General features: G+C 62.0%; 25 protein-coding genes and 1 pseudogene. 11 read left to right on the forward strand and 15 right to left on the reverse strand.

Features of this window, described 5'->3' with window-relative positions:
* Positions 1-3 precede the first annotated feature (3 nt).
* The 10 genes and pseudogenes from LRS06_RS22850 to LRS06_RS22895 form a co-directional block, all read right to left on the reverse strand.
* A pseudogene (locus LRS06_RS22850) lies at positions 4-3,224 on the reverse strand (efflux RND transporter permease subunit).
* A 101-nt stretch (positions 3,225-3,325) separates the two neighbouring features.
* On the reverse strand, positions 3,326-3,838 hold the full coding sequence (locus tag LRS06_RS22855; protein WP_257873663.1) for a nuclear transport factor 2 family protein: 513 nt from the start codon (positions 3,836-3,838) through the stop codon (positions 3,326-3,328).
* Positions 3,839-3,872: 34 nt separating this feature from the next.
* Entirely contained in the window at positions 3,873-5,018 is a 1,146-nt protein-coding gene (locus tag LRS06_RS22860; RefSeq protein ID WP_257873664.1) for an efflux RND transporter periplasmic adaptor subunit, read from the reverse strand.
* Positions 5,019-5,030: 12 nt separating this feature from the next.
* Entirely contained in the window at positions 5,031-5,660 is a 630-nt protein-coding gene (locus LRS06_RS22865) for a hypothetical protein (protein ID WP_257873665.1), read from the reverse strand.
* A 12-nt stretch (positions 5,661-5,672) separates the two neighbouring features.
* A complete protein-coding gene (locus LRS06_RS22870; RefSeq protein WP_257873666.1) occupies positions 5,673-6,920 on the reverse strand; it encodes a TolC family protein in 1,248 nt (415 codons plus the stop codon).
* 104 nt (positions 6,921-7,024) lie between these two features.
* Positions 7,025-7,582 (reverse strand): heavy metal-binding domain-containing protein, encoded by a 558-nt coding sequence (locus LRS06_RS22875; protein WP_257873667.1) that lies wholly within the window; start codon positions 7,580-7,582, stop codon positions 7,025-7,027.
* An 89-nt stretch (positions 7,583-7,671) separates the two neighbouring features.
* Positions 7,672-8,382 carry a DUF305 domain-containing protein gene (locus tag LRS06_RS22880; protein WP_257873668.1) on the reverse strand — a complete coding sequence of 237 codons (711 nt, stop codon included), beginning with the start codon at positions 8,380-8,382 and terminating at the stop codon, positions 7,672-7,674.
* 61 nt (positions 8,383-8,443) lie between these two features.
* Positions 8,444-9,391 carry a heavy metal-binding domain-containing protein gene (locus LRS06_RS22885; protein WP_257873669.1) on the reverse strand — a complete coding sequence of 316 codons (948 nt, stop codon included), beginning with the start codon at positions 9,389-9,391 and terminating at the stop codon, positions 8,444-8,446.
* A gap of 67 nt (positions 9,392-9,458) precedes the next feature.
* On the reverse strand, positions 9,459-9,590 hold the full coding sequence (locus tag LRS06_RS22890; RefSeq protein ID WP_257873670.1) for a hypothetical protein: 132 nt from the start codon (positions 9,588-9,590) through the stop codon (positions 9,459-9,461).
* A gap of 129 nt (positions 9,591-9,719) precedes the next feature.
* Positions 9,720-10,202, reverse strand: a complete 483-nt coding sequence (locus tag LRS06_RS22895; RefSeq protein ID WP_257873671.1) for a hypothetical protein — start codon at positions 10,200-10,202, stop codon at positions 9,720-9,722.
* 379 nt (positions 10,203-10,581) lie between these two features.
* Here LRS06_RS22895 and LRS06_RS22900 point away from each other — a divergent pair, with 379 nt between their 5' ends.
* From LRS06_RS22900 to LRS06_RS22935, 8 genes are all read left to right on the forward strand, one after another.
* The gene (locus LRS06_RS22900) at positions 10,582-12,855 is read left to right on the forward strand and encodes a cation-translocating P-type ATPase (RefSeq protein ID WP_257873672.1); all 2,274 of its coding nucleotides are present in this window, start codon (positions 10,582-10,584) and stop codon (positions 12,853-12,855) included.
* A 4-nt stretch (positions 12,856-12,859) separates the two neighbouring features.
* A complete protein-coding gene (locus tag LRS06_RS22905; RefSeq protein WP_257873673.1) occupies positions 12,860-13,237 on the forward strand; it encodes a cupredoxin domain-containing protein in 378 nt (125 codons plus the stop codon).
* A 9-nt stretch (positions 13,238-13,246) separates the two neighbouring features.
* On the forward strand, positions 13,247-13,870 hold the full coding sequence (locus LRS06_RS22910) for an AraC family transcriptional regulator (RefSeq protein ID WP_257873674.1): 624 nt from the start codon (positions 13,247-13,249) through the stop codon (positions 13,868-13,870).
* A gap of 99 nt (positions 13,871-13,969) precedes the next feature.
* Positions 13,970-14,584, forward strand: a complete 615-nt coding sequence (locus tag LRS06_RS22915) for a DUF305 domain-containing protein (RefSeq protein ID WP_257873675.1) — start codon at positions 13,970-13,972, stop codon at positions 14,582-14,584.
* 427 nt (positions 14,585-15,011) lie between these two features.
* Entirely contained in the window at positions 15,012-15,476 is a 465-nt protein-coding gene (locus LRS06_RS22920; protein WP_257873676.1) for a DUF6122 family protein, read from the forward strand.
* A gap of 154 nt (positions 15,477-15,630) precedes the next feature.
* Positions 15,631-17,910, forward strand: coding sequence for a TonB-dependent receptor (locus LRS06_RS22925; protein ID WP_257873677.1), 2,280 nt, complete (start codon positions 15,631-15,633; stop codon positions 17,908-17,910).
* A 108-nt stretch (positions 17,911-18,018) separates the two neighbouring features.
* Positions 18,019-18,654 (forward strand): DUF305 domain-containing protein, encoded by a 636-nt coding sequence (locus tag LRS06_RS22930; RefSeq protein ID WP_257873678.1) that lies wholly within the window; start codon positions 18,019-18,021, stop codon positions 18,652-18,654.
* A 78-nt stretch (positions 18,655-18,732) separates the two neighbouring features.
* Complete coding sequence (locus tag LRS06_RS22935; RefSeq protein ID WP_257873679.1) at positions 18,733-19,710, forward strand: DUF4396 domain-containing protein; 978 nt, start codon at positions 18,733-18,735, stop codon at positions 19,708-19,710.
* Between the two features lie 85 nt (positions 19,711-19,795).
* Here LRS06_RS22935 and LRS06_RS22940 read toward each other — a convergent pair whose 3' ends face one another.
* Positions 19,796-20,347 carry a heavy metal-binding domain-containing protein gene (locus LRS06_RS22940; RefSeq protein ID WP_257873680.1) on the reverse strand — a complete coding sequence of 184 codons (552 nt, stop codon included), beginning with the start codon at positions 20,345-20,347 and terminating at the stop codon, positions 19,796-19,798.
* 210 nt (positions 20,348-20,557) lie between these two features.
* Here LRS06_RS22940 and LRS06_RS22945 point away from each other — a divergent pair, with 210 nt between their 5' ends.
* The 3 genes from LRS06_RS22945 to LRS06_RS22955 all read left to right on the forward strand — a co-directional run bounded on the left by LRS06_RS22945 (position 20,558) and on the right by LRS06_RS22955 (position 24,042).
* A complete protein-coding gene (locus tag LRS06_RS22945) occupies positions 20,558-21,805 on the forward strand; it encodes a hypothetical protein (RefSeq protein ID WP_257873681.1) in 1,248 nt (415 codons plus the stop codon).
* 155 nt (positions 21,806-21,960) lie between these two features.
* A complete protein-coding gene (locus LRS06_RS22950) occupies positions 21,961-22,575 on the forward strand; it encodes a DUF4062 domain-containing protein (protein WP_257873682.1) in 615 nt (204 codons plus the stop codon).
* A 24-nt stretch (positions 22,576-22,599) separates the two neighbouring features.
* The gene (locus tag LRS06_RS22955; protein WP_257873683.1) at positions 22,600-24,042 is read left to right on the forward strand and encodes an RNA-binding domain-containing protein; all 1,443 of its coding nucleotides are present in this window, start codon (positions 22,600-22,602) and stop codon (positions 24,040-24,042) included.
* A gap of 122 nt (positions 24,043-24,164) precedes the next feature.
* Here LRS06_RS22955 and LRS06_RS22960 read toward each other — a convergent pair whose 3' ends face one another.
* Genes LRS06_RS22960 through LRS06_RS22975 form a run of 4 tightly spaced genes read right to left on the reverse strand, consistent with a single transcriptional unit; the run spans position 24,165 to position 25,993 of the window.
* Entirely contained in the window at positions 24,165-24,545 is a 381-nt protein-coding gene (locus LRS06_RS22960; protein ID WP_257873684.1) for a hypothetical protein, read from the reverse strand.
* Between the two features lie 17 nt (positions 24,546-24,562).
* Positions 24,563-24,823, reverse strand: coding sequence for a hypothetical protein (locus LRS06_RS22965; protein WP_257873685.1), 261 nt, complete (start codon positions 24,821-24,823; stop codon positions 24,563-24,565).
* Positions 24,748-25,101 (reverse strand): hypothetical protein, encoded by a 354-nt coding sequence (locus tag LRS06_RS22970; protein WP_257873686.1) that lies wholly within the window; start codon positions 25,099-25,101, stop codon positions 24,748-24,750. The genes LRS06_RS22965 and LRS06_RS22970 overlap by 76 nt, the downstream gene beginning before the upstream one ends.
* A 4-nt stretch (positions 25,102-25,105) precedes the next feature.
* A complete protein-coding gene (locus tag LRS06_RS22975; protein ID WP_257873687.1) occupies positions 25,106-25,993 on the reverse strand; it encodes a hypothetical protein in 888 nt (295 codons plus the stop codon).
* Positions 25,994-26,017: the final 24 nt, after the last annotated feature.

Below are 26,017 nucleotides of genomic sequence, written 5' to 3' on the forward strand. Positions count from 1 at the left end.
AACCTAGCGGGTAGGCAGCACCGGATTCAAATCCGAGGGCGGCGTAAGCGGCTGCGCGTTGAGCTCCTGCGGGTGGTCGTCCAAACCCGTTTCCTGGTGAGAGGCGAAGTACTGCGCCAAGGCCTTCTCCCCTACCAGCCAGAACACCACCGGCGTCACGATGATGTCGAGGAAGGTGGACGAGAGCAGGCCCCCGAGAATGACGGTGGCCACCGGATACAGGATTTCCTTGCCCGGCGCGTCCTTGGCCAGCGTAAGCGGCACCAGGGCCAGGGCCGCCACCAGGGCCGTCATCAGCACCGGCACCAAGCGTTCCAGGGAGCCGCGAATAATCATGGGGATGCCGAACTTCTCGCCTTCGTGCTCCACGAGGTGGATGTAGTGCGAAATCATCATGATGCCGTTGCGGGAGGCAATGCCGGTGAGCGTGATGAAGCCCACTAGCGAGGCAATGCTGAACGTGCCGCCGGTGAGCAGCACGGCCACCACCGAGCCGATGAGCGCCAGCGGGATGTTGAGCATAATCTGCCCCACCATGTAGCTGGACTTGAAGTGCGAGAACAAGACCAGGAAGATGCCGGCCAGCGAAAACAAGCTCAGCCAGAGTATTTTCTGCGAGGCCGACTGCTGGCTCTCGAATTGCCCGCCGTAGGTGAGGTAATACCCGGGGGCAGCTTCACCTGCGCATTCACTTTGGCTTGAATCTCCTTGACCGTGGAGCCCAAATCGCGCTCGGCCACGTTCAGGGAGATGGTGATGCGGCGCTGGGTGTTTTCGTGGTTGACGGTGTTGGGGCCCGGCTCGTACACGATGTCGGCTACCTGGCTCACCGGAATCATCGCGCCCGTGGGCGTTTCGATGCGGGTCTGGCCGATGGCGGCGATGTCGTTGCGCTGGGCTTCGGGCAGCTTCACCACCAGGTCGAAGCGCTTCTGCCCGTCGAGCATCTGCGAGACCACGGCGCCTTGGAACAGCGTTTCGAGGTCGCGCACCACTTCGCCGCGGGCCATGCCGTAGGCGCGCAGGGCATCGTCCTTGGGCCGGATGAGCAGCTGAGGAATCTGAACCTGCTTCTCCACCTGCAGGTCCACCACGCCCGGTACGGTAGATGCGGCAGTGCGCACCTCGTTGGCGTAGCGGCGCAGCTCTAGCAAATCGTTGCCAAACACTTTGATGGCCACCTGGGCGCGCACGCCCGACAACAGGTGGTCGAGGCGGTGTGAAATGGGCTGGCCGATGTTCACGTTCACGCCCGTAATCAAACTGAGCTTCTCGCGCATGTCGGCCAGGATTTCGTCGCGGCTGCGCATGGTTTTGCCTTCCTTCTCCAGCTCGGCTTCGGTCTTGAAGGCCACCTCGATTTCCGAGTTGTTCACCGACTCGGCGTGCTCATCTAGTTCGGCCCGGCCCGTCCGGCGCGCGGTGTAGGCCACTTCCGGAATTTTGAGCATCTGCTGCTCGCCCAGGCTGCCCAGGCGGTTGGATTCGGTGAGCGAGGTGCCGGCCGGGGCCGAGAAATTGACCGTGAGCGAGCCTTCGTTGAAGGGCGGTAAAAACTCGGTGCCGAAAAATGGAATTAGCGCCATGGCTGCCACGAACAGCGCCCCGGTCACCCCAAGGATGGCTTTGGGGTGCTGCAGGCCCCAGCCCAGCAGGCGGGTGTCCTTTTTCTTGAGCCAGCGCACCAGCCCACCGTCGGTTTCGGGGTGGTCCATCTGCTTCATCTGGGGCAGCAAATAGTAGCAGAGCACCGGCGTGACGGTGAGCGACACGAATAGCGAGGCCACGATGCTGGTGATGTAGGCAATGCCCAGCGGCGCGAAAATGCGGCCTTCCATGCCTTCCAGCGCGAACAGGGGCAAAAACACCAGCACCACGATGATGGTGGCGTACACGATGGAGTTGCGCACCTCGGAAGAAGCGGCATAGATGACTTTTAAGACGGGCTGGGGATACGCTTTTTGCTTGTTTTCGCGGAGGCGCCGGTACACGTTTTCCACGTCCACGATGGCATCATCCACCAGCTCGCCGATGGCAATGGCCAGGCCGCCGAGCGTCATGGTGTTGATGCTGATGCCCGCCGCCCGGAACACCAGCGCCGTAACCAGCAACGACAACGGAATGGCCACCAGCGAAATAAAGGTGGTGCGCACGTTCAGCAGAAAGGCAAACAGCACGATGACGACCAGAATGGCGCCGTCGCGCAGGGCTTCCTCCACGTTGGAAATCGAGGACTCGATAAACTCGGACTGCTTGAACAGGCGCGTATTCACCTGCACGTCATTGGGTAAAGAGGGCTTGAGCTCCACCAGCGCTTTTTCCACGGCTTCAGTCAAACCCACGGTAGCCGCTCCGGGCTGCTTTTCGATGCTCAGAATCACGGCGGGCTTTCCGTTCACGCTGCCGTCGCCGCGCTTGAAGCGGGCCCCGAACTCCACCTTGGCAATGTCCGCTACACGTATGGGCGACTGCTCGCGGTAGCCGACGATGATGTTCTCGATGTCGGTGACCGAGCGCAGCCGGCCCAGGTTGCGAATCAGTACTTCCGAGCCGTTGCGGTCGAAGAAGTTACCCGTGGTGTTCAGGTTAGATTGGCGCAGGGCCTCTTCCACCTGGTTCACGGTCAGGCCGGTGGCGTTCAGCCGGGGCATGTCGAGCAGCACCTGGTACTGCAGGTTGTCGCCCCCGATGGGAATGACCTGGGCCACGCCCGGAATGGATAGCAGGCGCTGCCGCACGGTGTAGTTGGCCAGGGTGCGCAGGTCGGCCGCGTTGGTTTCCTTGCCGCCCGATAGCCCCACCAGCATAATCTGGCCCATGACCGAGGAGATGGGCCCCAGCACCGGCGTGATGCCTTCGGGCAGCTGCTCGCCGGTGGTTTGCAGCTTCTCGCTCACAATCTGGCGGGCGGTGAAGATGTCGGTGCCGTAGTCGAACTCCACGAACACCATGCCCAGGCCGATGGCCGAGTTGGAGCGCACGGCCGACACGCCGGTGGCCCCGTTCAGGGCCGTTTCCACGGGCAGCGTCACCAGGGCTTCCACTTCTTCGGGCGCCATGCCGGGCGCTTCCAGAAACACGGTCACGCGGGGGCGGTCCAGGTCGGGCAGCACGTCCACGGGCAGCTGCCGGGCCGTGTAGGAGCCGGCAATCAGGAGACCCACGGCAAAGGCCAGCATCAGCAGCCGGTTTTGCAGGGCAAAGCGAATTATCTTGTCTAGCATCGGTGGTTAGCGCAAAGAGGAAGAAGCGAGAGCGGCCGGGTGGCCCCTCCCCTCCCGGAATCGGCAGCATCCCGGGCCGCAGCCCAGGCCCGCCGGACAGCTTATTTTTTGACGCGGGGGGTGCGCGCCGACGAGTGGGTGCTCATGATTTGCCACTGCCCGGCGGCGTTTTTGCGCAGCACCGAAGTGGCCACCCCGCGGCGCACGATGGGCGCCTTGGCTTCCTTGTCCTGAGGGCCTTTTTTGAGGTTGATGGTGTAGGTGTAGGTTTCCGTCGCAAAAGCGTAGGGACCGTCGACCTGCACGGTGGCTTTGTAGTCGCTGAAGGTGAAGGCACTGAATTCCTTGAGCTCGGGAGCCAGGTGATGCTCGGCGTAGTGCCGGTAGGTGCCTTCCACCCCACCCGACTCGAACACCTGGGAGTTGGCCGTGAACAGGCGGGCCGTGCCAGTAGTGTCGAGCTTTTGCACGGCCTGCTGGTACTTGGTCAGCACCGCTTTCACCGCAGTCTCGTCGGCGGCGGAGCTGGCGGCCGGGGCCGTCTGGGCCCGCGCTGTCGCGGCAGTGAGAGAAAGCGTGGCGGTCAGCGCCGCGAAAGCAAAGAGGTTTTTCATGGGGAGGGAGGAAGCTGCCACCGCGGAGCGGGACTTATTGATTGAGGTAAATGGATTTGAGCTGGTAGGTGCCAGTGGTCACCACCCGGTCGTTTTCGTTGACCTGGCCCTGCACCAGCACCGTTTGCTGGCCGTTCACGGCCCCGGGCTGCACAAAGCGAATCTTAAAGCGCTCGGGCTCGGTGTGCACAAATACCACGGGCTTGCCATTGAGGTCGGTAATGGCCGAGGTAGGCACCACCAGCTGCGGGGTGCCGCCGCCGGTCTGGCCTACCACCTGCACGTTCACGGCCTGGCCGGCGCGGTAGGCGCTGCCTTCCTGAGCGTCAAGCTCCAGCACCAGCTGGCGGGCCTGGTTCACGGGATTGACCACGTTGCTGAACACCACGAGCCGGGCGGGCACACCGGCCTGCCCTTGCAACCCTTCGACTCGAAACCGGGCGCCGGGCGTCACCTTGGCCAAATCCTGGGCAAACACTTGGGCCTCCACGCGTAGCTTGCCGGGGTTGATGACGCGGAACAGCTCGTCGCCCTGGCTCACCTGCTGGCCCACGGCGAGATTAAACACGTCCACCGTGCCGCTCACCGGCGAAGTGATGCTGACGCGGCGCTGGCCGGCCTGCCCGTTCTGGATGCCGGCGTTCTGGCGCGCCTGGCGCAGGCGCAGCTCAGCGGCCACCACGTCCTTGCGGGCGGCGATATCGGCGATGCTTTGCAGGCGGGCGTAGTCCTGCTGGGCGGCGCGCAGCTCGGCCTGGGCGTTGGCCCGCTCGGTGCTCAGCCCGATTTGCTGGGTGGCGTCGAGCGTTTGCTCGATGACGGCCAGCGTCTGCCCGGCCCGTACGGTCTTGCCCACCTGCGCGGCGAGGCTTATGATGCGCCCCGTCTGAGGCACCACTACGCGGCCTTCGCCCCCGGCCGCGGCCGATACCGTGCCGTAGAGCGTGGCCCGGCTGTAGGTAGTGGAGAATGCGGCCAGGTTGGTGCGCACTTCGAATAGAAACTGGCTTTCCTTGGGCAGCAGCACCTCGTCGGTCGAGGCCACGCCGGTGCTGGCCTTAGCCTCGCCGCCGTGGTCCTCGCCGCCGTGCGCCCGCACCAGGCCCGGGGGAGGGAGTAGTACCGTCAGGACCAGTCCCGCGGCGGCCGTGGCCGCCAGGAATTTATGCTTGGTTTTCATATCGGGGGAGCATTAAGGGAAGGGGGTGCGGCGGCTGGCGGTCAACGCCTGCTCCGAGGTTTGCAGCACAGGCTCCGGGGCTTGGCGGCGGCGCCGCATAAGCAGGGCCGTCAGGCCGATGCCGAGTGCAAAGGCGCCGACCAGGGCCAGAATGGTTTTCCAGGACGAGAACAGCGACGTGGCCGCAGCAGGGGCCGCGGCCGCTACGGGCAGCTTCTCCCCTACCTTGATGCCTTCAAGTAGCAGCAAATCAGCCGTCTCGCCGGCCACGACGTTGAGGGCAAAGCTGTAGGCCTTGTTGGCGGGAAACTGGCCTTCCACGAGGTACACGCCCGGCTCCTGCTCGGTCACCGCCCACTTCAGGGTGGCGTCTTCCGGGGTGGTGAGGGTGAGCTTAGCCCCTTTGATGGGGGCGTTGCTGGCGTAGTCGGAAAGGAACAAACGCAGGTCGGCGGGCTTTCCCCCTTCCAGAGGCTCGTAGCGCAGCAGCGCCTCGAACTGTTCCGAAAGCGCGGCCACCGAAAACGACGTCGCGCCGGCCGCGGTGCCCGCTTTGGGCCCGTCGCCGTGGTCTTCGCCCCCGTGGGCATAGGCCGTGCCGCTTAGCAGCAGGCCCAGCAGCAAAATCAGGAGTTGTTTCATGATGGTTGACGGTTATTCGCCCCGCAGGTAGTTAAGCTCGACCAAAGCCTGGCGGTAGTCGCGGATGGTGGTCAGGTAGGTGTTCTGGATGGCAAAGGCCTGGTTCAAACTCATAATGAGCTGCAGGTAACTGACTTCCCCGGCCCGGAACAGGCGCTGGGACTGGCTGATAATAGCCCGCGACTGGGGCAGCCCGGTCTGCTCGTAGTAGCCCAGCGAGGCCGAGAACTTGCGCGTATCGGCCAGCGCCTGCTGATACTGACTACTGAGCTCCAGGCGCTGGGCCTGCAGCTGGTAGCTGGCGGCCTGGGAGCGGGCGGTGGCCGCCTGCAGCTGGGAGCGGTAGGTCCAGAACCAGATGGGCACCGAGACACCGAACTGGAAACGGTACTTCAGCGCCGAGTTCTCAAAGGCCTGGTTCTGATAGCCCACCGTCAACGCGGGGGTGCGGCGAGCGCGCACCAAGCTGATGCCCGACTGGCTCAGGGCCACGTTCTGGGTGGCGGCGGCCAGCGTGGGGCTGCGCACCAGGGCTGTGCTGTCTTCGGCCGGCAGGCCCGCGAGCAAAGCCGTGCCCGTTTGGGCCAGCTCCGTGCCGGTGCGGCCCAGGTCGGTGCTGGTGGCCAGCGCCTCGTTGGGCCGGCCCATCAATAGGCCCAGGCGGCGCTGGGCGGCCTGCCGGTCGGCGGTGGCCTGCTGCAGCTGCACGGTCACTTGCCGGGCTTCGGCGTCGGTGCTGATGCGCTGCAGCGAGGTGACTTCGCCGGCCGTGAACAGGCGCTCGGTAGCTACACGCAGCACCCGGAACAGGCTGTCCTGGTAGGTAAGCTGCCGCACCTGCGCTTCCGCGAACTGCAGGGCCAAATACGCCAGGCGGGTGTCGCGCAGCACGCTGGCCCGGCTTACTTCGCGGTTGCGTTCGGCCAGGGTAATGCCCGCTTGCGCCACCTTAGACTGCTGGCGGTAGACGTTGGGCAGGTCGATGGTTTGCACCACGCCCGGGGCCCACATCTCGCCCGTGGGGGCTGAGAACAGAAAGTCCGGGTTGGCCGGCGCAAACGAGCCGCGCTTGAGGGCCCGTTGCTCCTCGATTTCGCGGTCGGATTGCCGCAGCCGCGGGTGCCGGCGCAGGGTCTGGGCTTCGGCGCTGTCCAGCCCGATAACGGTTTGCGCGCGCACCCCGGCCGGGCCCAGCCCCAGGAGTACCAGGGTCAGCAGCAGCAGTCGGTTCGCCGCACGTTTCATTTTCAAGTACTTCATAGAATCAGGTTAACGCCAGTCATAGGGCCGCCCACCGTTGCAGCAGCAGACGGCCCAAGACGGAGAAAGGCCCGGACGCACTGCGCCCGAAAAACAGGCTCCGCCTAGGCTTTTTTGACCAGGGCCATGCCGCACTTGGGGCAGCTGCCGGGCTTGTCGCTGGCACTGCCCTCGCAGTTCATGGGGCAGGTGTAGGCAGCTGTCACCGACTTGCCGGCCTTGGCGGCCGTGTCCAGCTTGTCAAAGCGCACGTTCAGGGCCTCGCTGCCGTTTTTCAGGCTCACGATGGCGGTGCGGGCTTTGGTGCCGGCGGGCAGCTTGGCCACCACGTAGTCGGTGCCGCCGGCCGTGAGCGGCACGGTCGTCGTCTTGTTGTCGGTGGTCTGCACCATCACCGAGCCCGTCAGGGTCTTGTTCGGCACGGCGGCCATCTTGTCGCCCAGCAGGTAGATGCGCAGCTCGGTGGGCTGCTGCACGAGCTCCATGTGGTAGGGTTTGGCCGAACGCACCATGCCGCCGTGCGGCGAGGCATGGGCGTGGGTTTCGCCGGGGGCGATGTGCTTGTCCGCGGCGCCCGCGCCGTGGGCGTGCTGGGCCTGCGAGGCCAGGGGAGCGAGGGCAAAAAGCGCGGCGGCAACGAATGAAATCTTTACAATCTTCATGGGAAACGGGATAACCGGTATGGTGGGAAGGGGTGAGAATGGGAGCAGGTCGCGTCCGCCAACCGGCGGCGCCACCTGCCTCCCGGGAATTACATCTTGTCGGTGTTCTTGTCGTGCCAGGCCTTGAAATCGGCGATTTCCTTCTCCTGGGCAGTAATCATCATCTGCGCCATTTCCTTGAGCTTGGTGTCCTTGCCGTGGGCCAGCTCGGCCTTGGCCATGTCCACGGCGCTCTGGTGGTGCACCGTCATCAGCATGTTGAAGTTCATGTCCGGGTTGGCCACGGGCTTGGGCATGTTTTGCATCATGCCGTCCATCGAGGCCTTCATCTTGCTGGTGAAGGGGTCGGCCGGGTCGTTGGGCTGGTAGTTGGTGGGGGCGCTGTCCAGGCGGGTGGCCACGGCTTCGAGCTCGGTGATTTCCTTGAGCTGGTCGGCTTTGATTTTCTCGGCCATCTGGCGCATGGTGGCGTCCTTGCCGTCGCGCAGCTCGATGTCGGCCATGGCCACGGCGCCCTTGTGGTGCTCCAGCATGTGGTGGGCAAAGTCGTGGTCGGTGTTGCCCTTGGGCTTGCTGGCCTCCATCTTCTGCATCATCTCATTCATCGAGGCCATCAGGGGCGATTCGCCGGCCGCGGCCCCAGCCGAGTGGTCCATGCCGGCCATGTCACCGGAGGCGCCTTCCGTGGTGGTGGTCTCGCTGGTCGTGGCCGTCGAATCGGCGGCTTTGTCGCTGCTGCAGCTGGCTACCAGCAGGGAGCCCGAGCAGAGGGCGGCGAGGAAAAAAGCGGACTTTTTCATGGGTTTGGTTGGGTTAGTGGAAAAATGAAATGGGAAGCAGGGACGGGGCTACGCCTTCGCGTTAAGCCTTCACGTTGATGGTGAAGTCGCCGGTGTGAATCTTGCCGGCGTGGTTGAACTGCAGGAATACGCGGTACAGGCCGGGCTTTTCGAAGTTGGTGTTGAAGCCGATGTTGGGACCTTTGTCGGCCTGGTCGTTGGGGTGCACGTGCAGGTACTGCTCGGTGTCCTCGCTGATGACCACCACGTGACCTAGGGCACCGAGGTAGTTGGCCAGGTCGGTCACCGGCTGGCCATCCTTGCTGATGTTGATTTTCATGCCCAGCAGCTGGCCCACTTTCAGGTCCTTGTCGAAGGAAAGGGTGGCCTTATAGCCGTCCTTGTCCCACTGCATGTCGTCGTTTTTGAACTTCACCGGGGCATAGGCCGCGCCTTTTACCGTGAGCGGCTGGCGGCCCAGCTGGTGGCCGGAGCCCGTGGGCGTGTAGTCCTGGAACAGCACGTACTCGCCGCCCTTGGGGAAGGTGTACTGCACCTTGTAGTCGCCGGCCGCGGTGTACTCGGGGTGTTCGTGGTAGAACTGGCCGAGGTCTTTGCTGACGATGATGAGGTGAATTTTCTTCTCGTGCACCACGTCCAGGGGCACGGGTGCGGAGCCCTTACCCGTTTCCACCGGCGTAAAGGCCAGCGTGGTGGGCTGCCCGGCGGTGACCTGCGTGGGGGTGGGCACCATTTTCATCTCATAGGTTTTGCCGTTGGCCACCTTGTCGTTGTGCTCCAGGTTCATGCCGCACTTGGGGCACTTGTCGCCTTCCTTGGTGCTGGTGACCTCGGGGTGCATGGGGCAGGCGTAGGTGTGGCCCCCGCCGTGCTCGGCGGTGCCTTCGGCCGGGCCGTTGGTGGGCGTGGTGACGGTGTCGGTGGTTTTGCTGGACTCGGTTTCGGACGAGCAGCTAGTGGCAGTGAGCAGGCCGGCCAGGGCCAGCAGGGAAAGCGGGATGCGGTACATAAAAGGGGAATGGGGTTGAACAGATTGGGGGCTACACTGGGTAGCGTAGAGTACTGCTACCGGGCAGCTAGGCCTGCCATTGCTGCCAGAGCACAAAGCCCAGCACGGCAGCTACCGCAGCATAGAGCAGGTAGGAAAGCAGGCGACGAACCGGGCCTTTAGGAGCGGGTGCGCCGGCTTCTTCGCAACAACTTTTCATTGTTCGGCGAGGGTAAAACCAGGAAGATGAGGGGGGCGCAACTAGGCGCCGGGCGGACACGACAATGCAAAGGCCCGCCCCGGACATAGCAGAGCTATGCCAGGGCGAGCCTAGTGCGCGTCAAACCAATCAGACCGTCAGGGACTGAATAAAGATTCGGATGTCGGGTATTTTGGGGGGCAGGTGCTCGCGGAGCACCAGAACGACCGAATGCGTGCGGTCCCACTGTCCGGCAGCGGGCCGGAAAAAGAAGTCACTGCTGGCCGGCAGCAGAGCCGGCGCGGACGCGAGCAGCTGCTTTTCGCCGGGCGTGGCGAGCGACTTAAGAATAGCAGCCGAGTTGTCCTTGCAGCAGTCATCCTGGCCCGCGGGCTTGGAATTGTGCTTGGCATGGTCATGCTTGGCTTTCGTGGACTTCTGCTGGACCGGGGCTTTGTCGTGACCGTGGCAGCCGGGATGCGAAGGCTTCTGCGCTGGGGTGAACTTAGCCATCGGCGCCGCCGCCACCGGGTTGATGGTCGCGCAGTAGCACTGGCCCACGAACACGTTGACGAAGACGAGCAGGAAGCTCGTCGCCAGCAAACGGCGGAAAGGGAACAGGCTACGGAACATGAGAGGCGCTAAGCAACCGCAAAAGTAGACTTCTCCACGAAAAGGCGGTACTGCCTATTTACCCCATTTCTAAATAAAGAGTTTCCGGGCCGTTCGCGCGGCAGGCCGCTTAGCCTCTAAAAAAGGACCGCAAAGGGCTACCAAGCCGTTTTAAGCGGCGGTTAGGCGAAATGCCCCCAATTGATGACCGCAAAATTATGCAAGCCTTCGGCCGGATTATGTAAATCCATTGCCGGCCCACTACGTGCAAATTATGCAAGTTTCAAGTGGGATTCCGTACCAACCCCGCCGCAGATGCGCCGTTCCTTTGTAAGGAGCTTTCTAGCCTGGGGAACAATGTGTTTCCCGGCCCAATGCAGCATTACAGCTGCTTATTTTTATGGAACCAACAACCAAGACTGAAACCCTCGACATTGAAGGCATGACCTGCGCGTCCTGCGCTTCCTTCGTCGAAAAGTCCTTGACCCGCACGCCCGGGGTGCAGCGGGCCATGGTCAACTTCGCCACCGAAAAAGCCACCATCGACTACCTGCCAACTCAAGCCACCCCGGCTACCCTTAAACAGGCGGTCGTCAATGCTGGCTACGGCGTCACCGAGCGAGCCCCCGATACCTCAGCTGCCGACCGGCAAGCCGAAATCGACCAGCAGAAGGCCCTGGCCTATGTCAAGCTCAAGCGCCGCTTTTGGGTAGCCACGGTGCTGGCCATCGTCATCATGCCGCTGAGCATGCTCATGCTCTGGCCGGCGATGATGGCCCGCGTGAACATGCAGTGGCTGAACTACGGTCTGCTGGTGCTGACCATCCCGGTGCTGCTGTACAGCGGGCGCGAATTCTTTACCTCGGCCTGGAACGGCTTCAAGCACCGGGCCGCCAACATGGATACGCTCATTGCGGTGGGTACCGGCGCCGCTTTCCTCTACAGCCTCGCGGCCACGGTGGTGCCCGGCTGGTTTATGCGCCGGGGCATTATGCCCGAAGTGTATTATGACACCACGGCCACCATCATTGCCCTGATTTTGCTGGGCAAGGTGCTGGAACTGCGCGCCAAAACGCAAACCTCGGCGGCCATCAAGGCCCTGATGGGTTTGCAGGCGAAGACGGCCCGGGTGGTGCGCCCCGACGGCCAGGAAGTGGACGTGCCCATTGAGCAGGTGCAGCTCAACGACCTCATCGTGGTACGTCCCGGCGAGAAAGTGGCGACTGATGGCCTCATCGAGGAAGGTCGCTCCGCGGTGGACGAGGCCATGCTCACGGGCGAAAGCCTGCCGGTGGAAAAGAAAACCGGGGACCCCGTGTTCGGGGCCACGCTTAACAAAACCGGTTCGTTCCGTTTCCGCGTGACCAAAGTGGGGGCCGATACCATGCTTTCCCAGATTGTGAAGCTGGTGGAGGACTCCCAGGGCAGCCGCGCCCCCATTCAGCGCCTGGCCGATAAGGTCAGCGCCATTTTCGTGCCCACGGTGGTGGTCATTGCCATACTCACCTTTGTGCTCTGGTTTGACCTCGCGCCCGTGGAAGCCCGTCTGCCTTTGGCCCTGGTCAACTTTGTGGCCGTGCTCATCATCGCCTGTCCCTGCGCCCTAGGGCTGGCCACGCCCACGGCCATTATGGTCAGCACTGGCAAGGGAGCCGAGCACGGCGTGCTCATCCGCAACGCCGAGGCCTTGGAAAAAGCCCACCAGGTCAACACCGTGCTGCTCGACAAAACCGGCACCATCACCCGCGGCGAACCGGCTGTGACCGACTTTGTGCCGGCCGAGGGCCAGGACGCCGCCCAGCTGCTGCAGGTAGTGGCCGCAGTGGAACGGCAGAGCGAGCACCCGCTGGCCGAAGCCGTGGTGCGCTATGCTGACACCCAGCAGGCCCCTATCATTGCCGCCACCGGTTTCCAGGCCATCGAAGGCAAAGGGGCGCAGGCGTCCGTTAATGGGCAGGCGGTGCTTATCGGCAATTTCCGCCTGCTCGATGAGGCCGGTATTTCGCTTTCATCCGCGGTGCGCCGGCAAGCCGACGAGCTGCTGGGCCAGGCCAAGACCGTGCTCTACGTGGCCATGAACCAGCAGGCCGTGGGCCTCATCGGCGTGGCCGACACCGTGCGCGAAACGTCGGCGGCGGCCATCAAACGGCTGCAGGGCATGGGCATCGAAGTGGTGATGATGACCGGCGACAATCCCCAAACCGCGGCGCAGGTGGCCGGGCAGGTGGGCATCAAGCGCTACTTCGCCGAGGTGCTGCCCGCCGATAAAGCGGGCAAGGTGAAGGAGCTGCAGGCCGAGGGCCGCATCGTGGCCATGGTGGGCGACGGCATCAACGACGCCCCGGCCCTGGCCCAGGCCGACATCGGGCTGGCCATGGGCGGCGGCACCGACGTGGCCATGGAAGCAGCCGGCATCACGCTCATGCGTTCGGATTTACAGGGCGTGGTCACGGCCATTGAGCTCTCGCGCCAGACCATCCGCACCATCAAGCAAAACCTGTTTTTCGCCTTTATCTACAACACGCTGGGTATTCCCATCGCAGCGGGTTTGCTCTACCCCTTCTTCGGACTGCTTCTCTCGCCCATGCTCGCGGCCGGCGCCATGGCCCTGAGCTCGGTGTCGGTGCTCACCAACTCGCTGCGGCTGCGCAGCTTCTCCCCTGCTAAAAACTGAGGTTATGGATACCACTGAAATCATCGTGACCCTGACCGGGCTGGCCCTGTCGGCTTTTGTCATCTGGTACTTCTTCTTTTCCGCCCGCCAGACGGCCAGCGCCGTTTCCACCGCCAGCGGGGTGCAGGAAGTGGACATCACTGTCAAAGGGGGCTACTCGCCCGACGTCATCGAGGTGGAGCGGGGCAAGCCCGTGCAGCTGAGCTTTTACCGCGACGAGGAAAACTCCTGCTCCGAGGAGCTGCTCATGCCCGACTTCAGCATCCGCCGCGACCTGCCCGCCTTTAAAACGACCCTGGTGGAGCTGCTGCCCCAGCAGGCGGGTACCTTTACGTTCACCTGTGGCATGGGCATGCTGCGCGGTAGCTTAGTCGTTAAATAGATGCCGCTCATGAACTCCCAACTCCGCTCCGGCTTCACGCTGCCCGCCCCCGGCACCCACCGGCTGCTGATAAAGAACATGGTGTGCCCCCAGTGCATCCGAGTGGTGAGGGAAGACCTGACGGCCTTGGGCCTGCAAGTACACCGCGTGGTGCTGGGCGAGGCCGACGTGAGTACCGCCGACGGTCAGGACCCGGACCTGGAGCCCGTGCGCACCAGCTTGGAGGCCGCGGGCTTTGCCTTGCTCGAAGACCCGCGGGCCCAGCTGGTGGAGCAAATCAAGACCCTGCTGGTGACGCTCATTCATTATCCCGAGCCGGGCCCGCGCTTGCTGACTTACTCGGATTACCTGGTCCAGCACCTGGGGCGGGATTACCACTACCTCTCCCACCTGTTTTCCTCCGAGGAAGGGTTGACCATCGAGAAATTCATCATCCGCCAGAAGGTGGAGCGGGCCAAGGAGCTCATCGGCTACGGCGAGCTGAGCATTGCCCAGGTGGCCGGCCAGCTGGGCTACAGCTCCCCGGCCCACCTCTCGCGGCAGTTCGGACAGGTGACGGGTTTGACTCCTACCGAATTTCAGCGGTTGGGGCCCGCCAGCCACGCCCGACGCAGCCTGGACGCGCTGCTGTAGCCTCCGAAATTATGCAAGCAAAAAGGCCAACGGTGTAAAAACCGGACAGGTGGCCTGGGCGTTTATAATGCTCACCATCAGACCCCACCGACCGTGAGCATGAACCGCTTATTCCGTTTGCCTATTTACTCCCTGCTTGTGCTTGTTTCCCTGTTTTCGGCCTGTAAAATGGACCACGACATGGACGATATGAAGCACGACTCTGCGCTGATGAAAATCATGATGGACATGATGACGCAGATGGACGCACAGGCCAAGACCCAGGACCCTGACCACGACTTCGCCGCCCAGATGGTGTTGCACCACGATGCCGCCATCAAGATGAGCGAGGAAGAACTTCGCGCGGGCAGCAACCAGGAGATGAAGACCATCGCCCAGGACGTCATTACCAAGCAGCGCGCCGAAATCACGCAATTCAACACGTTCCTGAGCGGGCACCAGCCCACGCAGCCGCTGGTGCCGCAGTTCAACCAAATCCAGAAAACCAACATGGACCGCATGATGGCCGCGAGCAACGCCCGCGCCATGACCATGCGCACCGACGTGGACTACGCAGCGATGATGATTGACCACCACCAAGCGGCCATCGACAACTCGGAGGCGCTGCTCCAGCACGGCCGCAACGCCACGATGCGTCAGCTGGCGCAGGCCATCATCACCGACCAGCGCCAGGAGATTGCCACGCTGCAAAACTGGCTGACGCGCAACCGTTAATACCGGCTTTGCTCCACGAAAAAGGCAGCTCTTGCGGGGCTGCCTTTTTCATTTCCTGTAAGCAAATGACCGACTAGGTCGTTAGCGGGCTTCTTTCTTGGAAATGTTGACCTTGCTCTGTTTGTCTGTTTTTCGTTACCTCTTTTACTTCTGCCTTGCCGCCAGCCTGCTTTTAACTGGGTGCCGGTCATCCGCCGTGGTTCCTAATTTTCCCGCGACCCCCGGGTATCACCACCCGCGCTTGGCCCAGCGCGTTGACTCGGTCACGGTTATCCCGGCCCCTGCGCGCCCCAGCACCCCGCCGCGACGGACAAAGGTGGCTGTGCAGCCTCCGGTCGTGAGCCCGCAGGTTCCTGTGCCCCGGGTGGAAAGAAAGCCGGCTGGCGAGCTGGGCCAGAGATATGCCAAAGCAGCGCCCGGAGACACTGTGCGCCGCGCTACCCAGCCGACGCCACCACGCGGCCTGCGTCGGCAGTTCCCGACCAAACTTTTCAGCGCCCAGACGCTGGTGCATTACAGCCTGCACTTTCTTTTCCCGGCCGTGCTAGCGCTGGTGTTTTTTCCTGCGATGTGGCAGGCCGCCTACCTGATGATGTTGGCCACGATGCTCATGGACCTGGACCACCTGCTGGCCAAACCCATTTTCGACCCGCTGCGCTGCAGCGTGGGCTATCATCCGCTGCACTCTTTTTACGCCTTCCCGGTGTATGCGCTGCTCCTGCTGCTGCCGGCATTGCACCCCGTCGCCGTGGGCTTGCTTTTCCACCTGTTCACCGATACCGTGGACTGCCTGTGGAACTTCAGCCACTGCAACGAGTGCTACCTCAGCTCCCGGATTTACGCCTTGCGCAACGGGGTGAAAAAGCTACTGGGCCGCAAGGTGGTTGAGTGAGTCAGGATAGCCGCTTGTACAGCGCCTAGGCACTCCTAATAAATACCCTGCAGGAGTTCCCGGAAATTATGCAAGCCATAGTTAAGCTTTTATTATTTGTAATCATTCTAAATAAGCCGAACTTTGTGCCATCGTTACCCTTTAAGGCACTCTGATGACCCGTACTTTTTCCCGCGATACCGCCGTTGCACTTGGCAGTCTGGCGTTGGCTACCCTTGCTTTCCTTCCCACCGCCCACGCCCAGCAGGCGCCGGCTGCAGACTCCACCCGCCGCCAGACCCTGAGCGAAGTAACCGTGACCGGAGTAGGTCCGCACTTTGCGGCCCCCGTGGACGGCACCACGATTACGGCCGGCCGCCGCAACGAGCTCATCAAGCCCCGTGAGGTCAATGCTAATCTGGTGCAGAACAACATGCGCCAGGTGATGGCCCGCGTGCCCGGCCTGATGGTGTGGGAAAACGACGGCTCGGGCCAGCAGATTAACGTGGCCACCCGCGGCCTGAGCCCCAACCGCAGCTGGGAGTTTAACACCCGCCAGAACGGCTACGACATGAGCGCCGACGCCTTTGGCTACCCCGAAGCCTATTACAACCCGCCCATGGAAGCGGTGGAGCGCATCCAGCTGCTGCGCGGCGGCGCCGGCCTGCAATTCGGGCCCCAGTTCGGGGGCTTGCTCAACTACGAGCTCAAGCGCGGGGCCCGCGACAAGAAAGTTGAGATTGAAACCAGCAACACGGCCGGCTCTAACGGCCTGTTCAACTCCTACAACGCCGTGGGCGGCACCGTGGGCAACGTGAACTACTACGCCTATTACCGCCACCGGCAGGGCAACGGCTGGCGTCCCTCCAACCAGTTCACCGTCGACGACTTGCACGGCAACGTGCACGTGGCCCTCACCGAGCGCCTGACCCTAAACGCGGAGCTCACCTACCTGACAAACCGCCTGCAGCAGCCCGGCGGGCTCACCGACGCGCAATTCGCGCAGGACAGCCGCCAGAGCACCCGGGACCGCAACTGGCTCAGCACCCCCTGGCTGATTCCGGCCCTCACCCTGGACTACAAAGCCAGCGAGCGCACCCACATCAACCTGAAGACCTTTGGCCTGGTGGCCGCCCGCAACAGCGTGGGCTTTGTGGCTGGCCTGCCCGCCTTGGACACCGTAAACCGTCGGACCCGGCAGTTTGCCGCCCGTCAGGTGGACCGCGACGACTACCGCAACCTGGGCGCCGAGTTGCGCCTGACCCAGGACCTGGACTTTTTGGGGTACACCCACACGTTGGCCACCGGTTTGCGGGCCTACCGGGCCACCACGCTACGCCGCCAGCGCGGCACGGGCACCACGGGTTCGGACTACGACCTGAGCTTGAGCGGCAACGGGCTTTTTACCAACGAGTTTGATTTCACTACTACCAACGGGGCGGCGTTTGCCGAACTGCTGCTGCACGCCGGCACCCGCCTGAGCATCACGCCGGGCGTTCGCTACGACTACCTGCGCAACACCAGCACCGGCTACCTGGGCCGGGCCGCCAATGGCACCGAAAACCGCTTGCCCGACCAGTCCAGCCAGCGCAACGTGCTCTTGTACGGCCTGGGTACTGAATTCATCGTCTCCCCTACGACCAACCTGTATGCCAACTATTCGCGCGCTTTTCGCCCCGTGCTCTTCGGCGACCTGGTGCCGCCGGCCACGGCCGACGTCATCGACCCCAACCTGAAGGACGCCCGCGGCTACACCGCCGAAGTGGGCTACCGCGGCACCTTCAAGAACTGGCTGCGCTTCGACGTGGGCTACTTCTTCCTCAACTACGAGGACCGCATCGGCACCATCCGCCGGCCCGTACCCGGCGGCACCGCCGGCCAGACCCAGCAGTTCCGCACCAACCTGGGCCGCACCCAAACCCATGGCTTGGAAGCCTACGCCGAATTGGACCTGATTCACTCAATCACCGGCAACTTCAACCTGCCCCACCTCGACCTGTTCGCGGCCCTGAGCCTGCTCGACGCCCGCTACGGGAACCTGCCCGTGACCACGCTCACCGGCACGGGCGTCGGCACCCAGATTGTGGAAAGCAACCTGGACGGCAAGTACGTGGAGAACGCCCCGCGCCAGACCCTGCGCACGGGCCTCACCTTCGCTCACAAAGGTGTGTCGGTGACCGGGCAGTTCAGCCACGTGGGCAAGGTGTACGCTGACGCCAACAACACCGAGGAGCCCACGGCCAATGCCCAGACCGGCGCCATTCCGGCCTACCAGGTGGCCGACTTCTCCGCCACCTGGAAGCTAGGCGCCGAGGGCCGCTACCGCCTCAGCGGCGGCGTCAACAACGTGTTCGACGCGCGCTACTTCACGCGCCGGGCGGGTGGTTACCCCGGCCCGGGCATCCTGCCCGCCGACGGCCGCACGTGGTTCGCGGGCCTGGGCCTCACGCTGTAACCGCGGCGTTTAACTCGGAAATTATGCAAGCCTGGGCGGGATTGTCGCAAATCCACGCCCGGGCTTTGCCGTTTTCAAGGTTAGCTTTTTCATTAACGACCGCTACCCATGAACAAGATATTTCGAATGCCCCTGCTCGCGCTGAGCCTGCTCGGGGCTACCTTTTCCGTTACCAGTTGCGACAAGGACGACGACAACGGTCTGGAGCTCATCGGCCACGACGAGAGCGTGTACATGCGCAACATGCACGAGGGCATGGCCATGATGGAGTCCATGCCCAAGACAGGCGACCCCGACAACGACTACTCCACCATGATGATTATGCACCATCAGATAGCCATCAAAAACAGCCAGGAGGAGATTAAAAGTGGGAAAAGTGCCGAGATGAAGGCCATGGCTCAGACGATTATCGACAAGCAGCAGGCCGAAATCGCGCAGTTCAACGCCTTCCTGGCCGGCCACCCGGCGCATGCCCCGGCCGTGCCCGAGTTCAACGCCCTGCAAATGATGAACATGATGCAGATGATGAAGGCCGTGGATTTGCGCCCCCTCACCGGTGACCCGGACTTCGACTTTGCCCAGCTGATGATTGACCACCACCAAGCCGCCATCGAAAACTCGGACGCACTGCTCAAGTTCGGCCGCGACAACGCCACCAAGGTGCTGGCCCAGCAAATTATCACCGACCAGAAGATGGAAATCAGGATGCTGCAGGACTTTCTGCTGGCTAACAAGAAATACTAGGGCTTCCCTCGCTCGTATCCCTAAGCAGCGGACCCTTCGGTTCGCTGCTTTTCTACTTTAACCCCTGCCCCTATGGAAATGCACACTACCCCCTGGGCACCGGATTGGGCTCTCTGGCTCTGGTTTAGCTTGACGCTGCTCTCGGTGCTCTACGTGGCCTGGGACCTGTTTACCCGCACGCCCGAGATGAAGGTCATGAAGTGGGGCTGGGTCCTGGTCACGCTCTACACCGGCCCGGTGGGCCTGCTTATCTACTGGTTCTCCTGCCGCGAGCCCGCGCCGGGCACCCACGAGGCTTTTATAGCGCCGCTGTGGAAGCAGGCCGTGGGCTCCACCATTCACTGCGCGGCGGGCGACGCGACGGGCATCATCGTGGCCGCCGCCATCACCGGCTACTTTGGGCTGAGCATGGGCGTGGACATCTGGATAGAGTACGCTGCCGGCTTTGTCTTCGGCCTGTTCATCTTTCAAGCTCTGTTCATGAAGGACATGATGGGCCTGAGCTACGGGGAGGCCCTACGCCAATCCTTTCTGCCGGAGTGGATATCCATGAACGCTATGATGGCCGGCATGCTGCCCACCATGGTGATTCTGATGACCCGCGACATGCGGGCCATGGAAGCCACCTCGCCCTGGTTCTGGGCGGCCATGTCGGCCGCGACGCTGGTGGGCGTGGTGGTCTCCTACCCCGTCAACTACTGGCTAGTTAAAAACCAGCTCAAGCACGGCATGGGCACCGAGCGCGCGTTGGGCAAAGGCGGCGCGGCACAGGAAGAAGTCAGCGCTTCGGCGCATGCCGGCCATTCTATGGGTGGCATGTCGCACGCCGTGTCCCCAGCAGCGGCGCACGCCGGGCACGCCATGGCCGCGATGCCCATGAACATGGAAGGCGGAGCCCAGGTGTCGGGCTTGCGCAAAGCAGTGGTTACCTTGATAACGCTGGTGATGCTCGCCCTCGGCTACTGGCTGGCGGCCCGCTACGGCGACCTGTCCATGCGGCCCGGCGAGCCGATGGAGGCCATGCCTGGCATGGACATACCGGGCCACCGAATGTAAATAGCCAGCGCGGCCCCAAACAAGTCATGGGGCTGCGCTGGCTAAATCAGAAGGCAGGCGGTGGCCTGCGGCGGTTAAAAAGCTTTTAGGCTTTTTTGACCAGGGCCATGCCGCACTTGGGGCAGCTGCCGGGCTTGTCGCTGGCGCTGCCTTCGCACTTCATTGGGCATTCGTAAGCAGTACCGGCCATTTTGCCGGCTTTGGCGGCCGCGTCCAGCTTTTCAAACCGGGCGCTGAGCGAGCTGCCGTTGGCTTTCACACTCACGATGGCCGTACGCAGCATCGAGCCGGCGGGCAGGGCGGCCACCAAATGGTCACCGGTGGGCGTAAGCTTGACCGTGCTGGTTTTGCCCGTCGTGCTGAGCAGCATGACGGAGCCGGTAGTGCGGTCAACGGCCAGGGAGTTCTCCTTGCCGTCAAGCAGGTACACGTGCACCTCGTTGACGTGCTGCACCAATTCGATGTGGTACTTGCCCGCGGTGCGCACCGTGCCCCCGTGGGGAGATTTGTGAGCATGGGTTTCGCCGGCGGCCTTGTGACCGTGGGCGGCGGCGCCGGGCTTGTGGCTGTGCTGAGCCGAAAGAGAAAGCGGGGCGGCCAACATTGTAGCGGCCAGCAGGAAGTGCGAAATTTTCATGAGGGAAAGTTGGGATGGTGCGACCAGTGGACCATGGTGGGAATACCGTCGGCAATGGTTGCTCGGGTGGGCAGTTATCATCATTTGTGCCAGTTTCATCGGAGACAAATAACCGAGCCGACTGGAGGAGGAATGAGGCGCCTGATTTGAGTTGACCGCGATTGCGCGCTTCTGTGCATCTTAGCTGCTTTATTGGCCTTACGCTTCTTTATGTCCGCCGCTCTACCGCCCCTTATCCAGCAATACAAGGCCGATTCCGAGTCCGTTTACAACACCTGGTTTATCAACAACGAGGAGCGCTTGAAGGCCTTTCGCTCCATCCGGCGCGGCGTGCAGCAGGTGGTCAAGGACATCAAGGCCGGTAGCTTCGGCAACGACTTCAAGGGCACCTCGCTTGAATTCGTGCTCAGCGTCATCAGCGAGCAGAAGCAGGTGTTTCAGGGCGCGGCCCACCCCTTCTACTGGAAGCCCAAGCTGCGCATCCCCGACATCTACGAGCACGAGGACAACAAGCGCGCCTTCGGGCAATTTCTGGAAAGCTGCCTCGCGGCCACTACTGAGCAGCAATTGCTCAAGGAAATCGAGATTCTCGACCGCCGCAAAATCAAGGGGCTGGGGCCAGCCGTGGCCAGCATCCTGTATTTTCTGCACCCGACCTTGATGCCGCCCTGCAACACGGCCATCGTCAACGGCTTCAACGCCTTGTTCGGAGAGAAAATCAAGCTCGGCTCCTGGTCCGAGTACCTGCGCATGCGCGACCGATTGCGCGACCTCAACCAGGAACACCGCCAGCACCTGAGCCTCGACTACGGCGCGCTGAGCGGCCTGCTCTTCGATGTGGGCGTGAAGAAGATGATTGCCGGCGACCAGCAGTTCACCACCGACGAGGACCGCGACAAGTACCAGCAGCAGGCCCAAAAGCGCCACAAAGAGGTGCAGTCCGAAGCCCAGGAGGAAAACCAGCACACCGAGATGCAGCACCACCTGCTGCGCATCGGCAAAGCGCTGGGCTGCGATGTGACGACGGCCATCAACGACCGCAACCGCCTCTGCGGCGGGCAGAAGCTCTCGTTTCTTTGCCTCGACCAGCATCCCGAGCTGCCGGTGCCCGCCGACGTGGCCAGCACCATCCGCCTGATTGACATCGTGTGGTTTGCGCCCGGCACCAACCGGGTGGTGGCCGCCTTCGAGGTGGAAAAGAGCACCAGCATCTACTCGGGCATTCTGCGCCTAACGGACCTGGCGTTTTCCATGCCTGAGAATGAAACGGCCCTATATCTGGTGGTGCCCGACGCCCGCGAGAAGGAAGTACAGGCCCAGCTGTCGCGGCCGGCCATCCGCGCCGCCGGCGCGACCATCCACTACATCCTGTTCTCGGAGCTACGCCAGCATTGCGAGGCGCTGTGCAAGTTCGGCGACTCACCGGCCGCGATGCGCAAGATTGCGAAGGGCGTTTAAAAGCCGAATCAGCCTTTCAGCCACCCAATCCGCTTGACTAGAATAGCTACGTACTAGTCAACTCCACTAAAAACATACGGGTTTAAGTGCTTCCGGAAGCTTCCGGAAGCTTCCGGAAGCACTTAATTTCCTCAAACTGGTTAGTTTTACACCTCATGGCAAAGGCAGCACGACTAAATGTGATGGTGAGTTCATCGGTTTATGGAAACCAGAACTTGCTGGACCGCATTTATGCTACGCTAAGCGTGAGCTATAACGTGTGGATGTCGCACGAAGGCACTGTGTTTGTCAATTCCAAAGTTGGCAACTTCGCCAACTGCATTGCCGCAGTGGAAGAGTGCGACGTTTTTCTAGGAATTATCACGGGCAATTATGGCAGCGGCCTGGAGAAGAAGGGCGAGCCTAGTATTACGCACCTGGAGATGCGCCGGGCGCTGGAGCTCGAAAAGCAGCGGTGTTGCTTGGTACACGAATCCGTAGTGACAGCCCGGCAATTATTAGCTCCTTTCCGCATGAACCCGGAACAAGGCCCGTTTCGACGAGACGAAAAGGGCGATTTGAAGCTGATAGAATGGCCCCGTGGGAACCGCGTGATAAGCGACCTGCAGGTGCTTGATTTATACGAAGAAATGATGCGCCTTAACCTTCCCATCGCGGAGCGCACCGGCAACTGGGTGCAGACGTATCAAACCGACGAGGATGCGCTGCGCTACATCACGACGGTGTTTGGCGACGTGAAGCGACTGCGTAGGATAGTAAAAGGGGAATAGGTGCTTTTGAAAATAGCCTTGCAGATGACAAACCAGAAAGATACCGGCCCCGCCCTGACTACCCTGACCAGTGACTTGGAGCTGTTGAAGCAGCCCGAAAGCAACACGCTGGAGCGGCTCACCAAATACAACCTGAAGACCATTGGCCAAACGGTTTGTGCTTTCCTCAATGGAGAAGGAGGGCGCATACTGGTGGGTGTGAGCGACACAGGCCAGGTAGTGGGGGTCCCTCAGGCTGAAGAGGCCGTGGAGAGCGTGCAAAAGGAGATTTTCTCCCGGGTGCAGCCACCGGCCACGTGCATGGTTAGCTTGGTAGCCTTCCAAAACCAAAAAGTGCTGCTGCTGGAAATAGCCCCGGGAGCCGACGGGCCCTACACCTACTCTCACACTATTTATGTCCGAGAGGGAGAGTCCACGCGGAAAGCCACGCCCAAAAACGTTATCGAATTGGTTGGGCAACTGGAAAGTGTGCCTCGTTGGGAAGCCCGCCCCTATTTGGGGTGTGAACTATCCGATTTAGACCAAGCAGAATTGGAACGCACGGCAGAGGATGCGAATCGCCGCCGCTATGCCAACTTGCCTCAGGAGCATGAGCGCATGCTGGATGCGCTGTATCTAGTCCGGGGGGGCGCTTTAACGAATGCCGCGGTGGCGCTCTATGCCAAAGAAGCCGCCCGGTTTCTGCCGCAGACGCGGGTGCGGGCGGTGCACTTTGCGGACGAGAGCAAAGATGAAATATTGGACAATAAGTCATTTGAGGGCCACGTCTTCTCGCTGCTCGACCAAATGAATGCCTTTCTGCAGACAAATCTGTCGATAAAGGCATCGCTGCCAGGAACCACTGATTTTGTGCGGGCAGAAGCCGTAACATTTCCCCCAGAGGCACTGCGCGAAGCATTATTAAATGCCATCGTGCACCGCGACTACTCCCGCAGCGACGGAAGCATTAGCATATCCTTGTTCCCCCGCCACCTGGAAATATGGAACGCCGGAGGACTTCCCGAAGGAGTGACCCTGAAAACGTTGCGAGAAGGGGGGATTTCCAGGCCCCGGAATCCTGACTTGGCCCACGTGCTGCTCTTAAGAGGCTTGATTGAGCGGATGGGCATTGGGGGGCGCCGCATTATTGAGGCGTGTCAGAAAGCTGGCTTGCCAGCGCCAAAGTGGGAGGAGAAGGCAGGCGGCATGCTGCTCACCTTCCGCTTGCCGGGGGCAGGCAGCCAACCGCAGAAAGGTGCCCCAACCCGCTCGTCCGCAGAATTAAATCCGAGGGTGTGGGATTTTGTCGCCACGCTAACTGAAGGACAGAAATTTACCGCGCGCGAATACCAGGAAAAAGCCGCAGCGGGGGTCTCGGAAAGGCAAGCCCGTTTGGACCTTGCGCAGATGATAAAGGCACAAGTTGCTGAGCGCCGCGGCAGTGGCCATAGTACTTATTATGTGCGCACCGAGATTGAGCTTAAGTAAGCTACTTCGAGGTATCGGGCTTAAGGGTGGAATTTGTTGGGTGAACGGCACGCAATGGCATACCCCGACTTTTTTTGTTGACAAGATGCCCGACAGGAAATCCCTGCCGGGCGTTTTATTCACTACTCCCCGATAACGTAAACCGGAACCGCCTGAGCTTCGATGCCCCGGCCCGTTTCCTTCTTCACCTCTTTGCCATCCAGCAGGATAGCGCAGGTGATTTCAGAGGCCGCCGTGCCCCCATCGATGCTGGCCAAGATGGTCAGGTTGTCGCCCCGTTTCATGGTGCGCTTAAATTGGTAGCTGGCTGGGAGGGGCGTGTTGTTGAGCGTCGTGTTGCCGCCGCTTTCGTTGGTGTAGCTCAGGTAGTCTGATACCGGAGCATTAGAGGTAATCTTATACTCAACCTGGTATTCTTTCGAGCCAGAAGGCGTAGCATCGTCCTTTGAGCAGCCGGCGGCGAGGGCCGCGCAGCTCAGCAGCAAGTAAGAAAGTCGTTTCATCGGTCAGAAAGGGAGGGTTAGCGGAAGTGATAGCGCAATCCAGCGCTGGCCAAACCCGGCCAGCGGTCAATGAGCGGGTTATTGAAGAGGTAGCCTTTGGTGCCGGTGGCGACCAGGGAGAGGCGGTTGCCCAGGAAGACATCGGCTTCGAGGCCGGCCTGCGGGCCATAGGTGAAGCGCTGGGGCTCATCCGAGCCGGTAATCAGCTCCCCACTGCCATTTTGGTTGGTCCACTCGTAGCCGGCGCCCGCGCCCAGCAGCAGATGGAAGTAGGCCACCTCCCCGAGGCGGAACAGTTGGGGGAGAGCAGCACGCGGCCCTGGTACACCGAGTATTCCCCGCGTGCCGGCAGGGTGCCGTGTTCGTAGCCCCCGCTCAGGCGCAGGGCCAGGCGGTTGGTGAGCATGGGCGTATAGCTCAGCTCGTAGTAGTCGCCCGTTTCAGAGCGGCCGACGTGGGCACCCCAGGAGGCGAGGTGTTTAACGTGGCGCTGCGCGGAGGCCGGCAAGATGCCGACCCCGGCGGTCAAGAGCACCATCAAAAGAAGCTTTTTCATCGTGCTAGCGCGGCCGGTTACGGTCCATTTTAATGAGCGCATTCCGGCTTAGGGTCGAGGCGTAGACGGCTTCAGCAGCTTGGTGGGCCGGGCCGGCCTGCGAGGCTTCCATGAACAGGCGGTCCCCCTGCTCGCGCAGCTGCATGGCCTTAATCATGTTGTCGTTGGAGGAATTGAGCGCCGCCATCCGCTCCCCTTCCGTCATGGCGTAGCGGCCCGGGTTTTTCAGAGTGGCCTGCATTTCCACGCTTTGCGCGGTCATCTCGTCGGCAATCTTGTAGTAATTCACGGCCATGGCCAGCTTGCGCTTGGCCATCATCTCCTCGGCTGCGAACAGGGAAACCGTCGATTCCTCGCGCTTGGCCTGGTACTGGTCGCTAGTCAGGTTGCCATTGGGGTCGGTTGAGCTGGCCCCGAAGCGGGAAAACACGTCGTACATGGTGTTCACGTCCTGCGCGGGGTTGGTCAGCTGCAGGGCTTGGCGCAGGCGCTGGGCTTTGGCATAGACCGGCATCATCTGATTGGTCTGGCTCCGGCCGGACATGGCCAGAGCCCGGGCAAACAACTCCTGCGGGTTGGAGAGGCGCAAGTCCTGAATGCTTTGCACTTTGCGCAAGTCCGCCTGCACCTGCTTTTGTAGGTCCAGGGCTTCCTGCGTCAGGCTGCGGACTTCGCTGGTGATGTCCTTGGTGACGCCGGCAATCTGGCGGGCATCTTTCACGACCTGGTAGTTTTTGACCGTTTCGGTCCACTGCGCGAGGCGCTTGGCGAAGTCGCCGATGTGCACGCCCATGTGCACCGGGTCATTGACGACCATCTGGGCCCGGGCCCGACCAGCCGGGGCAAGTATCAACGCGACAGCCACCAGGGCCGGAAAAAGAGTCTTTTTCATGGTTGTAGAATGAGTGAATGGAAA

The organism is Hymenobacter sp. J193, assembly GCF_024700075.1.
In the GTDB taxonomy this organism is placed as follows: domain Bacteria; phylum Bacteroidota; class Bacteroidia; order Cytophagales; family Hymenobacteraceae; genus Hymenobacter.